This window comes from Acinetobacter sp. MF4642, from assembly GCF_002018925.1.
Classification (GTDB): Bacteria; Pseudomonadota; Gammaproteobacteria; order Pseudomonadales; family Moraxellaceae; genus Acinetobacter; species Acinetobacter johnsonii.
Map to the genome: position 1 here is coordinate 37,118 of NZ_MVON01000009.1, position 13,825 is coordinate 50,942.

The following is a 13,825-nucleotide window of genomic DNA, read 5'->3' on the forward strand; positions in this document are numbered from 1 at the left end:
CTTGGATCACTTTTGCCAATGCGCTCATTCTCTCACCAGTTAAAATGACAATACATATTGTCTATTTTGAATGATCACGATGACTCAAATCCTGCATAAACACCCTCCAGCTTTAAGCATTCGTGCAGGTAAATTAGCACGTCAACTCATTCAAAGCGAAGGCTTACAAGCGGAACAGGTCGATATTGTACCCGGTGCCGCAGGTGGGCCCAAAGGGATCGGGATTCAAGGTTTAGACCAAGCTATTTTTGGTGAATTCTTTGCTCGTGCGCCGCAAAGACGGACTTTGATTGGTTCGTCCATTGGCAGTTGGCGCTTTGCCAGCATCTTAGCGCACGGTGCAAAAGCAGGTACCGAACGTTTAGGTGAACTCTATACCAATCTCTATTTTGACAAAAAAATGCAGCGTCAAGAAGTCAGTGATATTTGCCGTGGCATGCTGCTCGACTTGGTGCAAGGCAAAGAAGTGGAATTGGTCAATCATCCCGATTACCACCTCGCGGTACTGTCGATTAAGGCTCAACACATCTTCCAAAGTGACCAAGTTCTCCCGCTCTTGGCCTCTGTCGCAGGTATCATCGGTACAACCGCTGTTGCGCGAAAGCATAGCCGCCACTTTATGCAACGGGTGATTAGTCAGCCCAGCAATGGTAAACAATTTAAAGTAGAAGATGATTTCCTCACTCATTATCACAGTCTCACCGCTAGAAATGTTCTGCCTTGGTTGATTGCCTCAGCCTCTATTCCAGGCGTGATGGCCGCGATTCGTGATATTCCAGATGCACCACAAGGCAGTTATCGTGATGGTGGTCTGATTGACTATCACATCGATCTGCCTTTTGAGAGTCAAGGCATTGTGCTTTATCCACACTTTACGGACAGCATTACGCCCGGTTGGTTTGATAAGCTGTTTAAACGTCACGCCAATCCTGAAAATCAAGCCCGTACGCTGCTATTGTCCCCATCCCAAGACTATTTACAGAGCTTACCTTTAGGACGCCTGCCCGATCGTAAAGATTTCACACTCAAAGGGCTCGACCAAAAACAGCGCATTCAAATGTGGAACCAATGTATTTCTGAAAGTCAGCGCTTAGGTGATGAATTCTTGGAAATGTTGGAAAAACAGCATTTTGCACAGGTCATACAAGATTTATAAACAAAATTTGCGCATGAATGTAATCTTGTTTAATCTGACCAAATAAAGAAAAATCGAGATTACATTTTTTCTATGCTAACAATAATTTTAAGTGAACAAAAAAAATATGGTCAAGTCATTGAATTACAAAATGAATCGTGGAAAAAATGTGATTGCAAGCTCGTTAGAAGATTTCATTCAAATCAACATCGACCAATTAAAAAAATCTGATGATATTCGTTACGCATTCATTTTAGACAATGGTTAAATCATTCGATCTATGATTTCTAATCACCCGCCCCACTTCGCCATCATCGGTGCTGGAACCGCAGGGTTAGCCACTGCGATTTTACTGGCTCGACAAAATATTCAAGTCAGTATTTTAGAGAAAGCCTCAGAACTCGAACCTGTCGGCGCAGGACTGTTACTACAGCCTTCTGGTTTAGCTGTTTTTGAGCATTTAGGCCTTTTAGATGAGGTTTTAAGACTGGGTGCAAAAGTCACTGGGCTCAAAGGTCAGTTACCGAGTGGCAATTTACTGGTCAATAGTCATTATCAACAAGCGCATCCTGATTTTTATGGTGTCGGTATCCATCGAGCAACGTTATGTCATGTTTTAGAAAATAAATGCCGTGAATATCCAGAACTCATTACGTGGTATATGAATACCGACATTCAAAAATTAAAAGAAACATCCAATCAAGTTCGGGTTTCGGGTACAAAAGATGGTGAATCATTTGATCAAGCTTTTGATGCTGTGATCATTGCCAATGGCGCACGCAGCCTCTTAAGACCGAAAGAATGGGTGAAGGTTGATCAAGCTTATCCTTGGGGAGCCAAATGGACAATTGTTCCCGAATGCCTTGAATTAGATACAGAAATTTTACATCAGTTTCATGATCGCTCTAAAATGATGATGGGCATCTTACCGACCGGTACAGTGCCACATGAACCCAAGCAAAGACTATCGAGTGTGTTTTGGAGTCTTCCAAGCCATCAACTGAATAGTTTTCTACACAACTCACAAGCTCACTCAGACTGGTTAAACCAAGTGTCTAAGCGTTGGAAACCTGCTGCGGATTGGTTAGAGCAAGTCATTGCCCAGCCTGAACAAAAATCACAATGGTTGACTGCAAACTATCGTGATGTGGTGCTGTCTAAGTTTGGTGAGGGTCGTATTGGTGTCATGGGTGATGCAGCACATGCGATGAGTCCACAACTGGGGCAAGGTGCAAATATGGCCCTTTTAGATGCATGGGCTTTGGGGCAAGCGGTTCAAAGCACAAGAAAAAATGAAGCCCTTGATTATGTCCAACTCTGGCAAACTTACCATCAACACCGTCAAAGTTCGACGGCGTTCTATCAATTTTTAAGTCGTTTACTCACACCACTTTACCAATCTGACCTATGGTGGGCAGGGGGTTTACGTGATTTAAGCTTTGCTTGGATGTATCGAATTCCCTATTTCCGTAAAGAAATGGCGGTGACGATTTCAGGTTTAAAATTAGGCATGTTCAGTCAAATGAACTATCGGGATATTGCAAAACAAAACAATCATTCTGTATAGAATGCGATGACAATCATCTTCATTCGCTTTGGATGGGTGAGTGATAGACGAGTTTCTAAAATACATTATTAAGCCACTGTAAGATAACTGTAGAAAGTTTCTCCTCTATTCTGTTTAAATCACGTAGACTATAGCGCGCTACGTTAACATCGTAACACTCTCAAAATTTATTCGCTTGGTGAAATCTTATGAACAATTTGCAATGGCTCGATGAAGTAAAATTTAACGAACAAGGTTTAGTCCCTGCCATTGCACAGCATCACCAAACGGGACGTGTCTTGATGGTTGCATGGATGAACCGTGAAGCTTTGGCTTTGACGGCTGAGAAAAACCAAGCCGTATATTTCTCTCGTTCACGCAACAAGTTATGGCACAAAGGCGAAGAGTCTGGACATTTCCAAACCGTGCACGAAATTCGTCTCGACTGCGATGCCGATGTAATTGTGCTGCAAATTGCACAGCACGGCGGAATTGCCTGTCATACAGGTCGCGAATCGTGCTTCTACCGTAAACTCACGCCAAATGGCTGGGAAATTGTGGATGCACAGCTCAAAGACCCGAACGCGATTTATGGCGAAAAATCGAAAAATCCACATACATTGGCGATGAATGCCTCAACGGCACAGTCTGAGCAAGTTGAAGTTTTATCCTATCTCGGTCAAATGATGGCTGAGCGTAAAGCGGCGGATCCAGACTCATCTTATGTCGCAAAGCTGTACCACAAAGGTCTCAACAAAATTTTAGAAAAAGTCGGTGAAGAAGCGGTTGAAACCATTATCGCGGCTAAAGATTTTAAGTCTGAAGCCAATGAAGACCATAAAAATGACTTGATCTATGAAGTGGCGGATCTTTGGTTCCATACTATTGTGGTTTTAGGCTATTTCGACTTAGACCCTCAAGTGATTCTTAATGAATTGGCACGTCGTCAAGGGCTTTCTGGTTTGCTTGAAAAAGCCAACCGCAGCCACTAAGTTTATTGCCTGTGTCAAATATCATCAAACCGAGCGCGACTTATGAGCAAGCCATTGCCATTGATAACGCGCGTCTGGGCAAATCGTTTAAAGTAATTGCTTATGCAGGCACAGGTAAAACCACTACCCTGCAAATGATTAGTGATGCCATGCCACAAAGGCGTGGCATGTATTTGGCGTTCAACAAAGCCATTGCCAGCGAAGCGCAAACGAAGTTTCATGGCAATGTCGACTGCCGAACCTTCCACTCGCTTGCCTTTCGCAGTGTTCCACGTGGAGTGACAGACAAACTTCGTCTGCCTCGTTTAAGTCCGAGTTTTATTGCCAAAGAATACCGCCTTGAACCCATCACCTTAAGACGGATGATGGGCGGACGTTATGAAAAATATGTATTGATGCCGTCACGCTTGGCCAGCCTTGTGGCGAATGCAGTGAGTCACTTCTGTTCAACCAGTTCTCAGTACCCAGCACCGCGACATTTACAAACACCGAGCTGGTTACACCCTGATGATATCGATTCACTACAAAAACACCTCTACCCTGCCATTGAACGTCGTTGGTTAGAGTCTATCGATCCAAACCATCAGGCTGGGATTGGTCACGATATTTATTTAAAACTGTGGGCGCTGTCTGAACCCAATATCCCAAGTGACTATGTGTTGTTTGATGAGGCACAAGACGCTGATCCACTGATGTTGGGCATCTTACTGAAGCAGCGTAATACACAAGTGATCTATGTCGGAGATGCACACCAACAAATTTATGCATGGCGCGGCGCAGTCAATGCTATGCAACAACTGCCTTTGCCTGAGTCCCGTCTCACCACCTCGTTCCGTTTTGGTGAAGAGATTGCATTGCATGCCAATGCCATTTTAGGCGCCTTGAATGAAACCGTGCCGCTCATGGGCAACCCTCTGCTCAACTCCAAAGTGGTCAACAAACCTCATACCAAAATGCGCGATGCGATTTTATGTCGCACCAATGCGCGCGCCATGGAACTGTTGCTCTCAGGATTGGTCCATGGCGACAAAGTCAGCTTACAAGCCGACCATGTCAAACTGAACCGCTTTGTCGATGCCGCAGCGATGCTTAAACAAGGTAAGCGCGTCACCGATGTGCCGGAACTGGCCTGGTTTAATTCTTGGCATGATGTACATGAATATTGCGAAACCAATGACGGCAGTGACATCAAGCCTTTAGTAAAATTGGTAGATGATCATGGCACCGATCCACTCAAAAAAGCCCTTGCAAAGATTACGCCGATTGAACAAGCGGATTATATTATTTCCACCGCACACAAAGCCAAAGGCTTAGAGTGGAACCGCGTTCACATCGAAGATGATTATCAGTTTAAGGTCAACGACAAAGACCATAAAATTAGTGATGAAGAGTTAAGACTGCTTTACGTGGCCTGTACACGTGCTAAAGTAAGTTTAAATATCCATCACATTTACGACCTGATGCAACAGCTGAAAAAACAAATGCCAAGCTCATTACGTAAAGTTGTTGGATAGTCGAATGTAAAAATAGTCACAACCGCTGCGGGTGTTCTATGAAAATTCAATCGATTCACCTGAAACACATCCTGCATTTTGCTGACCTTAAAGTCGATTTTTCTTATCACGATAAACCCGTCACTTTAATTTTAGGCGATCAAGCCTCAGGCAAGACCTCGATCTTACGTTTTAGCTATCAGGCTCTGACTTGGTTTGCGGCCCGTTATAAAGATTTACGCTCTGCAGGTGTGGTGATGTTAGATCACGATATTATGCTGAACCGCCTACAGTCCAAAATTGATATTCAAGTTGCTGTGCCCGCTGAGCTGTATGATCTCAAACCTACGGCAGCCGATACTGCGCCCGAACCCTATACATGGCAACTCTACAAAACCTTAAACCAACAAGGAATTGGCATCAGCCGAGTTGAAACCTTGGAACTCGAACAACTGGTCAATCTATATCAGCAGGCAACGCTACAAGATCCACTGCAAGGTTTGCCGTTGATTGCGTATTATCCTGCGGAACGTTTTGTCAATGAAATGAATATTCTCAGCAAGAACAATCCCCTGATTTTCCAACATGCACATGCCTATGAAATTTCAGCTATTCCCTATACCACCTTTGCGCGTTTCTTTGAGTGGTTTCGTGAAATCAGCGATATTGAAAATGCGCAAACTGCGCAGTTTTTACAAACGATATTGCATCAGCCTACAAGCATGCCACCCGATATACCCTTAAGCTATAAACTGGCTCAGGCTCAAGCACACATCCAGTCACCCAGCCTACAAGCGCTCAAGCAAGCGTTAGCAACTGTTCTGCCCGAAATAGAAGATCTTTATCTGCAATATCATCCCAAGTTACAACTGATGGTGCGCTACCATGGCAACAGCATGCTCTATCAACAGCTGTCCAATAGTATTCGCAACTGGGTGGCACTTGTTGGCGATATTGTGCGACGTTTATGCCTACTCAATCCTGAAAGTCTGTTCCCTTGTTTAGAAGGTGACGGCGTACTATTGATTGATGCAATTGATCATCAATTGGATCAAAATATGGCACAAGTCATTTTAAAACATTTAAATCAGGCTTTTCCTCGACTACAAATTATCGCCTCAGGCAACCGAAGTGAGTTGCTGGAACAAGCCAGTGAGTTTCAATGCCTCAAACTGGAAAATAAGCAATTAAGTTCTATCCAACTCGAACCACTGCAACATCAGTTCGATGTAATTTACCAAAACCTTGCCAATCATGAAGCGACGAGTGGAAGCACCGAACCGATTGCGGCTGAACCCCAAGATTTAAGTGTGGCTGAATTATTCGCACAAATACAGCAGCAACTCTCTCCCGAACAGCAACAGCATTTGATTGCTTTACTCAGTGCTGAGGATGATGCTTCATCGGCAAATCCATTAACTTAGCCTGCTGCATAAGCATATCTATTTTAACCCTCAAAAACAGGCGACCAATGGTCGCTTTTTTTACATTTCTTGCACTGAGAAAGTGCCTGTCATCCACCAAGAAACGACCATCACGCGTATAATGTTTTGCGTCAGCGCAAAAAAGATTGATGTTGTTTTAGTCATGTTATATGATCGGTTTTACTTGCAAATTTCTAACTGAAATCGGATTTTGCTATAACGCTTCATGAGTTGCGCAACACAACTTCATTATTTTTAAATTTCACATTGGCTTTCAAGATTGAGACTCTTGGGCTGCTCTTTGCAGTCCTGTAATCCTTGAAAGATGAGATTCACCAATAGGTTTTGACCTATTCACGACAATGGAAACGAGTGTGCTACCGATTATTATATTGTTACCGTTAATACTTGGCACAACCCTTGTCTCATTACTGAAGCAGAGCTCACGTAGGCTAACCGCCTTCGCAGCTGTTGGGGTCAGTATGACAAGTTTAGGCTTATTACTGACCCAAGCACGAGAGGTGTTTAATGGCGCTGTCATTACGCAGTCGTGGTCATGGTTGCCGCAGCTTGGAATTGACTTCAGCTTCCGTCTAGACGCATTAGGCCTACTCTTTGCCTTACTCATTAGTGGCATCGGGACGCTCATTTATATTTATGCCTATTTTTATTTAGGCCCAAAAAATTCTCTCAATAAACTCTATCTACTGCTCATGTTGTTCATGGCAGCCATGCTCGGGATTTCTCTCTCCAATAATTTAATTTTACTCCTCGTTTTTTGGGAGTTGACCAGTATCTCATCTTTTCTGTTGGTCGGTTATTGGAACAATTACGACGCGGCGCAACGTGGCTCACGAATGGCATTGACCATTACGGGTATGGGCGGATTAGCCATGCTAGGTGGTTTCATCTTGCTCGGCCAAATCACAGGTACCTACGAGATTGATCAAATCTTGACGATGACAGCACAGATTCAGAGTCATGCTTTATTTGTTCCTACGCTGCTGCTGATTTTACTCGGTGCTTTTACCAAAAGTGCGCAATTTCCATTTCATTTTTGGTTACCCAACGCAATGGCAGCCCCGACCCCCGTGTCTGCTTATTTACACTCAGCAACCATGGTAAAAGCGGGCATTTTCTTGGTGGCTCGACTGTTACCAATTTTTGCAGGTGCGGCACTGTTCCATAATTTGGTCACCTTTATTGGCCTGTTTACCCTGTGTATGGCTGCGTTTTTTGCCATCTTTAAAGAAGACCTGAAAGGTTTATTGGCCTATTCAACCATCAGCCATCTCGGCTTGATCATGTGTCTCTTGGGAATCGGATCACCATTGGCTGTGGCTGCGGCTATTTTCCATATTATTAACCATGCCACCTTTAAAGCAGCGCTGTTCATGATCGCAGGTATTATCGATCATGAGTCAGGCACACGTGATTTACGTAAGCTTAGTGGGTTATGGCAACTGTTGCCTTATACTGCGACTTTGACGATGGTCACTGCAGCATCGATGGCCGGCGTACCCTTGACCAACGGTTTCTTATCTAAAGAAATGTTCTTTACTGAACTGCTCAGCAATCTGTCTGGTCCTGTGCTCATCTGCTCGGCGATTGTCGCGACACTGGCGGGGATTTTTGCAGTCGCTTACTCTGTGCGTTTGGTACATGGGGTTTTCTTCGATGGCCCATTAGGCAAGCAAGTTCCGAACAAAGATGCGCATGAGCCGCCGTTTGGCATGCGTGCACCGGCCACTTTACTGGCGATTTTGTGTATTTTAGTCGGCTTATTCCCTGCTCTCTTGGTTGAAAATATCGTCAACAGCACAGCACGCGCCAGCACCCAAGTGATGGACTTTGAAGGCGTACATCTTGCTCTATGGCATGGTTTTAACATGCCATTATTGATGAGCCTGATTGCATCGATTGGCGGTCTGATTTTCTATTTCAGTCTAGCGAAGGGTGGCAAAATTCGAGAAATTGATCTCGATCCATATTTAGGTCGCCTACAAGGTCGAGTTGCCTTTGACTTATTCCTTAAGTCACTTTTGCTCAACTCACGCAAATTTAAACGCTGGACTGAAAACGGTAAATTACAAAGCTATATTCTTTGGATTGTGGTCTTCAGTATTGCCATAGTCTCACTTCCATTTTTAGGACAAGGGCTGACCACAGGCACCCGTGAACTCACTCACGCCCCTGCTTTAGCGATCGTACTGTGGCTACTGTTATTCTCTTCGTGCTGGATGATGCTATGGTTCCACCACGAACGGATTAAAGCGGTATTGATCAGTGGCGCGATTGGTTTAGTCGTAACTATGGTCTTTGTCTGCTTCTCTGCGCCTGATTTGGCTTTGACACAAATCACCGTAGATGTGGTCACCACCGTACTGTTATTGATGAGTTTATCGCTTTTACCACAACTCACTCCCTATGAGTCGAGTGTATCACGCCGTTGGCGAGATGCCCTGATTGCGATTGGCGGCGGGCTTGGCATTGCATGGATCACATGGCTTATCTTGACCCGTGATCACAACTCCATTTCATGGTTCTTCATGCAGCAGTCGATTCCATTAGGCGGCGGTACCAACGTGGTCAACGTAATTTTAGTCGATTTCCGTGGTTTCGATACTTTCGGTGAAATTACAGTCCTCGGCATTGCAGGCATTGGTGCGCTATGCCTAATGGATGGTATGCGTACCCACGGCACCACCATGACCAAAGGTCTTAGTTACCGTTTTAATCCATCGCCGTTGATGCTTCGTATCACTGCATCTTGGATATTACCGATTGCCTTGGTGGTTAGCCTGTATATCTTCTTACGTGGACATAATCTGCCTGGGGGCGGGTTTATCGCGGGTTTGATTACCGCTTTGGCCTTGATTATTCAGTACATGGCACTCGGTCAAGATCATGCAGAACAGCTGCTCAAAGCCAAGTCTGGTCGTTTGTATGAAATCTGGATTGGAACAGGTCTGGTCATTGCAGGATTAACAGGCTTAGGCGCATGGTTCTGGGGACGCCCCTTCCTCACCAGTGCACACTTTTATGTGTCGCCACCGATCTTAGGCGAAATGCACCTAGCGACAGCTGCACTGTTCGATGTCGGGGTTTATATCACGGTCGTAGGTGCAACCATGCTACTTATTTCAGTACTTGGGGACTCACGTCACTCTAGTATGTCTGGTCCAGTACCAAAGGGGGATTAATATGATTAGTTTAGAACTGTTACTTGCCTCCGCTATTGGTCTGTTGACTGCCACAGGTATCTATCTGATTTTACGTGCCCGTACCTTCCCTGTCGTACTTGGCTTGGCCATGATTGGTTATGCCGTCAATTTATTTTTATTTGCCATGGGACGACTTCAACTTAATGCGCCCGCGGTACTCACTGAAGCCAGCAAAGCCACTGACCCTTTGCCACAAGCCTTGGTGTTAACCGCGATTGTGATTGGCTTTGCCACCACAGCATTTATTGTACAACTGGCTTTACGCAGTCGTTATGAAACAGGAACCGACCACGTTGACTCTAAAGAAGAAATACCACAAATTGACCCACGTGAGGATGAGCCATAATGAATGACTTCATCCAATTTTGGACCGAACACACCCCAATTTTTAGTATTTTAATTCCTGCCATTACTGCCTTTATTTTGGTATTACTGGGTAATCCAGGATCAGGTTCTTTAGCACAAGACTGGCGACAACCGTGGCGTCGAGGCATCAGTTATACCTCTGGCCTGTTGGGCTTATTTACAGCAGTCAACTATCTGATCTTTGCCAGCTCAGGGCAAATCAGTGTTTATAACCTTGGTGAATGGGCAGCACCATTTGGTATTGTTTTAGTCCTCGACCAACTGTCTGCCCTGATGTTGGTTTTAACCTACGGCTTGGCTGTTCCAGTGATGTGGTTCGCCAGTAAAGAATGGGATGAACGTGGCCGTTATTTCCATGCCATGTGCCATTTCCTACTGATGGGGCTAACCGGTGCCTTCCTGACAGGCGACTTATTTAACCTGTTCGTATTCTTTGAAATCTTGTTGATGGCCTCTTATGTTTTGTTACTGCATGGTCAAGGCAAAGCGCGTTTTCAACTCGGCATTCACTATGTCACCATTAACCTGTTGGCATCAGCTCTATTTCTGATTGGCCTTGGCATGATTTACGGCAGTGTCGGCAGCCTCAATATGGCGGATGTTGCACGTTTGATGCCTCTATTGGAAGGCGATCAACATCGTATTGCTGTTGCTGGTGGGCTGTTGTTGTTTACAGTCTTTGGCATTAAAGCAGCCATGCTACCTGTCGGTTTTTGGCTACCAAAAACCTATGCGGTCGCGACCACGCCTGTGGCGGCACTGTTCACCATCATGACCAAAGTCGGTATTTATGCCATTTTACGTGTTAATGGTACCGTATTTGACGATGCAATTAGCCGTGAGATTCTGCAGTACATTCTATTACCGATTGGCTTAATTACCTCAGTCTATGGTGTGATTGGTGCAATGGGTGCTGAACGCTTACGTCGTTTCATTGGCTTTATGATTTTGTCTTCTGTCGGCACGATTTTAATCGCCATTTCCCTGTTCAATACCTTGGCATGGGCAGCGGCACTGTATTATTTGGTGCACAGTACCATTATTGCGGCAGCTTTCTATATTTTAAGTGGTTGGATTACCTCTCAACGTGGTGAGTTTAAAGACCATTTTAAAATTGCACCGCAAATGAAACAGCATAAGGTAGTGGCGTTAACCTATTTCACCATTGCCTTGATGATGGCAGGTTTACCACCCTTTAGTGGTTTCTTAGGCAAAGTATTTATTCTCCAAGCCACCGCACACTCACCGTATCAATTGCTGATTATTGTGACAATTTTAGTGGTGAGTTTATTGAGTATAATCGCGTTTACACGTGTGGGTTTCGTGATTTTTTGGCGCGCAACCAAACCTGAAGATAATCCTGATGAAGCAGCTTATGCCGCTTACCAAGCTTTGCCTGAACAAGCACCGAAGCGCAATGACAAAACCATTTATCTCTTGTTGGTAGGTTTAATGGCTTATATGGTGTTTGCAGGTCCGATTCAAAAGTACACTTACCAAACGGCTGAGCAAATCCAAAATAATGCGCTCTATGAACAGACTTTGCTCAAAACTGATGAGCATGGGCAAACCATTAGCGTACAACCTTTCGACAGTGAAAATTTACCCGAGACCAAATATGGTGGCGAACGCGTAGATCCAAATGCACATTTGATTCCATATTTAATTTCAGAGGAAACACTGGAAGGCGAACATATTTCCGAATACAAAAAACGCCAAATGCAACAGCAACAACAGGCTGAAGTGAATCCCGATGCTGAAAGCCTACAACCGATGGTGGAGCCTTAAACATGAAAAAAACGTCGTTTTTAGAACGTTGGTTACCCCACCCTTTTGTTTCGGTGATTGTTGCGCTGAGCTGGGTGATGTTGGCACATAGTGTCGATGCAGCCAGCTTAGTGATGGCATTTTTACTGGCTATTTTTATTCCGAGTCTGATCAGACCATTCATTAAGTATACTCCAAATATTGAATGGAAAGCGGCGGTGAAACTATTTTTTGTGGTGTTATACGACATCGTGGTGTCGAATATTCAAGTGGCTAAATTGGTCCTCGGCCCAATTGATCGTCTACAACCCAAATGGTTTCGCGTTCCGCTGGAAACACAACATGAGGAAGTAAACACCTTACTGGCGATGATTATTACCACCACACCAGGCACTGTTTCAGCAGGCATCGATCAAGATCGTGGGGACATTTTAGTTCACGCCCTCAGCACCGATGATGAAAATGCCGAGATTGAAAATATCAAAGCGCGTTATGAAAAACCGTTGATGCAAATTTTTGGTGTCGAAGCAGGAGACAAAGCATGACCATTTTGCCTTATGCCCTCGGGATTTGTTTAATCGCTGTCACCATTTCAATGTTGCTGTGCTTAATTCGCTTAATCATCGGCCCATCGATTGTAGATAGACTCTTAGCACTCGATACACTCTTTTTAAATGCAATCTGCCTCATTATTATTTTAGGCATTTACTGGGCCAGCACTTCATTATTTGAAGGTGCTCTTTTGGTTGCGATGCTCGGCTTTGTCTCTACAGCCGCTTTAGCACGCTACTTCACCTCAGGTCATGTGATTGACTAGGAGCAAGATCGATGCAACTTACGATGGAAATTTTAGTCTCCATTTTTCTCATGATCGGTACTTTCTTCATGCTGGTCGGAGGAATTGGAATGGTGCGTCTGCCCGATTTATTCATGCGCCTGCATGCCCCAACCAAGTCCAGCACCTTAGGCTTAGGGAGCTTCTTGATCGCCGGAATGATCTATTCTGCATTCCAAGGACGCTTTGGTTTTGCTGAGCTGTTATTAACACTGTTTGCCTTCTTAACCGCACCCGTATCAGCGAATTTGATGGCGCAAGCGGCGCTACATTTACGCTTACGTTCACTCAGTGGTGACGTTCCAGAAGCGCTAAATCGTCCACTGCCTTGGCAACGCACCCGCCGCAGAGCTTTTAGCAATAAGCATGAAGACACTGAACATCGTCTCTAAACGCTTGTATCCTTAAGGATATAAAAATAAATACATTTCTAGCGCTTCAGCACTGACATGGTGGTGTTGCGCTAATTTGCACATTGTACTGATGATAAGGTTCAAACTTATTGGATGGTGTCACCTCGATTAAATTCACTAGTGTTTCTGGACAAGTCAGTTTAATTAAGGCTCTAGCCACTCGAATATCAAAAATTAAACAATAATCCGAGTGTTCCAAAGCACGAGTTGAAAAATAGAGCAATTTAGAAATATAGCTAATATTCAAACCATTAATTAACTTCAATGTTCTATAGGCTTGTTGAATATTCTTCCTTTTTACATGCGTGAACGCCAACTCCATGAGCTCCATATTCTCTGAAGTATAATATTTATTCGTCCTAAATGTACCATAACCAATATCAGCAAAACCCCAAATCATCGTCAGTACAAAAGGTAACTCCACACTAACTTTGCAATCAAAATAATCCCTAAAACATTTAATGACCTGTTCTCTTGAAATATCATCATCACAATAGTCCTTTGTAATACTTTTCAAGTTCTGATCCAAACTCAGCCATCGAGTAGAATTATACTTAAATTTAGATTCTCTCAACGGATCCAGACTCCGGATCTCTAATAATTGAGGCTCGCTCAGATACAACATTTTTA

At 44.2% G+C, this 13,825-nt stretch carries 12 protein-coding genes; 11 read left to right on the plus strand and 1 reads right to left on the minus strand.

Annotation, left to right across the window (positions count from 1 at the left end; translation table 11 throughout):
- The first annotated feature begins 79 nt into the window (after nucleotides 1-79).
- The 11 genes from MF4642_RS06910 (at nucleotide 80) to MF4642_RS06960 (ending at nucleotide 13,174) form a co-directional block, all read left to right on the plus strand.
- Nucleotides 80-1,156 (plus strand): patatin-like phospholipase family protein, encoded by a 1,077-nt coding sequence (locus tag MF4642_RS06910; RefSeq protein WP_078425737.1) that lies wholly within the window; start codon nucleotides 80-82, stop codon nucleotides 1,154-1,156.
- A gap of 259 nt (nucleotides 1,157-1,415) precedes the next feature.
- Nucleotides 1,416-2,702, plus strand: coding sequence for an FAD-dependent oxidoreductase (locus MF4642_RS06915; protein WP_078425738.1), 1,287 nt, complete (start codon nucleotides 1,416-1,418; stop codon nucleotides 2,700-2,702).
- A 188-nt stretch (nucleotides 2,703-2,890) separates the two neighbouring features.
- On the plus strand, nucleotides 2,891-3,673 hold the full coding sequence (gene hisIE, locus MF4642_RS06920) for a bifunctional phosphoribosyl-AMP cyclohydrolase/phosphoribosyl-ATP diphosphatase HisIE (protein ID WP_078425739.1): 783 nt from the start codon (nucleotides 2,891-2,893) through the stop codon (nucleotides 3,671-3,673).
- Nucleotides 3,674-3,684: 11 nt separating this feature from the next.
- Nucleotides 3,685-5,187 (plus strand): AAA family ATPase, encoded by a 1,503-nt coding sequence (locus MF4642_RS06925; RefSeq protein ID WP_078425782.1) that lies wholly within the window; start codon nucleotides 3,685-3,687, stop codon nucleotides 5,185-5,187.
- 38 nt (nucleotides 5,188-5,225) lie between these two features.
- Nucleotides 5,226-6,590 (plus strand): ATP-binding protein, encoded by a 1,365-nt coding sequence (locus tag MF4642_RS06930; protein ID WP_078425740.1) that lies wholly within the window; start codon nucleotides 5,226-5,228, stop codon nucleotides 6,588-6,590.
- 362 nt (nucleotides 6,591-6,952) lie between these two features.
- The gene (locus tag MF4642_RS06935; RefSeq protein WP_078425741.1) at nucleotides 6,953-9,793 is read left to right on the plus strand and encodes a monovalent cation/H+ antiporter subunit A; all 2,841 of its coding nucleotides are present in this window, start codon (nucleotides 6,953-6,955) and stop codon (nucleotides 9,791-9,793) included.
- A gap of 1 nt (nucleotide 9,794) precedes the next feature.
- The gene (locus tag MF4642_RS06940; RefSeq protein WP_004692695.1) at nucleotides 9,795-10,160 is read left to right on the plus strand and encodes a Na+/H+ antiporter subunit C; all 366 of its coding nucleotides are present in this window, start codon (nucleotides 9,795-9,797) and stop codon (nucleotides 10,158-10,160) included.
- Nucleotides 10,160-11,968: a monovalent cation/H+ antiporter subunit D gene (locus MF4642_RS06945; RefSeq protein WP_078425742.1), complete on the plus strand. Its 1,809-nt coding sequence runs from the start codon at nucleotides 10,160-10,162 to the stop codon at nucleotides 11,966-11,968. The genes MF4642_RS06940 and MF4642_RS06945 overlap by 1 nt, the downstream gene beginning before the upstream one ends.
- A 2-nt stretch (nucleotides 11,969-11,970) precedes the next feature.
- A complete protein-coding gene (locus MF4642_RS06950) occupies nucleotides 11,971-12,492 on the plus strand; it encodes a Na+/H+ antiporter subunit E (protein ID WP_062035163.1) in 522 nt (173 codons plus the stop codon).
- Nucleotides 12,489-12,764 (plus strand): monovalent cation/H+ antiporter subunit F, encoded by a 276-nt coding sequence (locus MF4642_RS06955; RefSeq protein ID WP_004692700.1) that lies wholly within the window; start codon nucleotides 12,489-12,491, stop codon nucleotides 12,762-12,764. The genes MF4642_RS06950 and MF4642_RS06955 overlap by 4 nt, the downstream gene beginning before the upstream one ends.
- A gap of 11 nt (nucleotides 12,765-12,775) precedes the next feature.
- A complete protein-coding gene (locus MF4642_RS06960; RefSeq protein WP_078388531.1) occupies nucleotides 12,776-13,174 on the plus strand; it encodes a Na+/H+ antiporter subunit G in 399 nt (132 codons plus the stop codon).
- A 46-nt stretch (nucleotides 13,175-13,220) separates the two neighbouring features.
- On the opposite strand, the gene MF4642_RS06965 is transcribed toward MF4642_RS06960, so the two are convergent.
- Nucleotides 13,221-13,712 carry a hypothetical protein gene (locus MF4642_RS06965; protein WP_227518524.1) on the minus strand — a complete coding sequence of 164 codons (492 nt, stop codon included), beginning with the start codon at nucleotides 13,710-13,712 and terminating at the stop codon, nucleotides 13,221-13,223.
- Nucleotides 13,713-13,825: the final 113 nt, after the last annotated feature.

Excerpts from the sequence above, each read along its gene's own strand:
- MF4642_RS06935 (WP_078425741.1), top strand. The coding sequence starts at position 6,953 with ATGGAAACGAGTGTGCTACCGATTATTATATTGTTACCGTTAATACTT.
- MF4642_RS06940 (WP_004692695.1), top strand. The coding sequence starts at position 9,795 with ATGATTAGTTTAGAACTGTTACTTGCCTCCGCTATTGGTCTGTTGACT.
- hisIE (WP_078425739.1), top strand. The coding sequence starts at position 2,891 with ATGAACAATTTGCAATGGCTCGATGAAGTAAAATTTAACGAACAAGGT.
- MF4642_RS06960 (WP_078388531.1), top strand. The coding sequence starts at position 12,776 with ATGCAACTTACGATGGAAATTTTAGTCTCCATTTTTCTCATGATCGGT.
- MF4642_RS06910 (WP_078425737.1), top strand. The coding sequence starts at position 80 with ATGACTCAAATCCTGCATAAACACCCTCCAGCTTTAAGCATTCGTGCA.
- MF4642_RS06955 (WP_004692700.1), top strand. The coding sequence starts at position 12,489 with ATGACCATTTTGCCTTATGCCCTCGGGATTTGTTTAATCGCTGTCACC.
- MF4642_RS06945 (WP_078425742.1), top strand. The coding sequence starts at position 10,160 with ATGAATGACTTCATCCAATTTTGGACCGAACACACCCCAATTTTTAGT.
- MF4642_RS06950 (WP_062035163.1), top strand. The coding sequence starts at position 11,971 with ATGAAAAAAACGTCGTTTTTAGAACGTTGGTTACCCCACCCTTTTGTT.
- MF4642_RS06915 (WP_078425738.1), top strand. The coding sequence starts at position 1,416 with ATGATTTCTAATCACCCGCCCCACTTCGCCATCATCGGTGCTGGAACC.
- MF4642_RS06930 (WP_078425740.1), top strand. The coding sequence starts at position 5,226 with ATGAAAATTCAATCGATTCACCTGAAACACATCCTGCATTTTGCTGAC.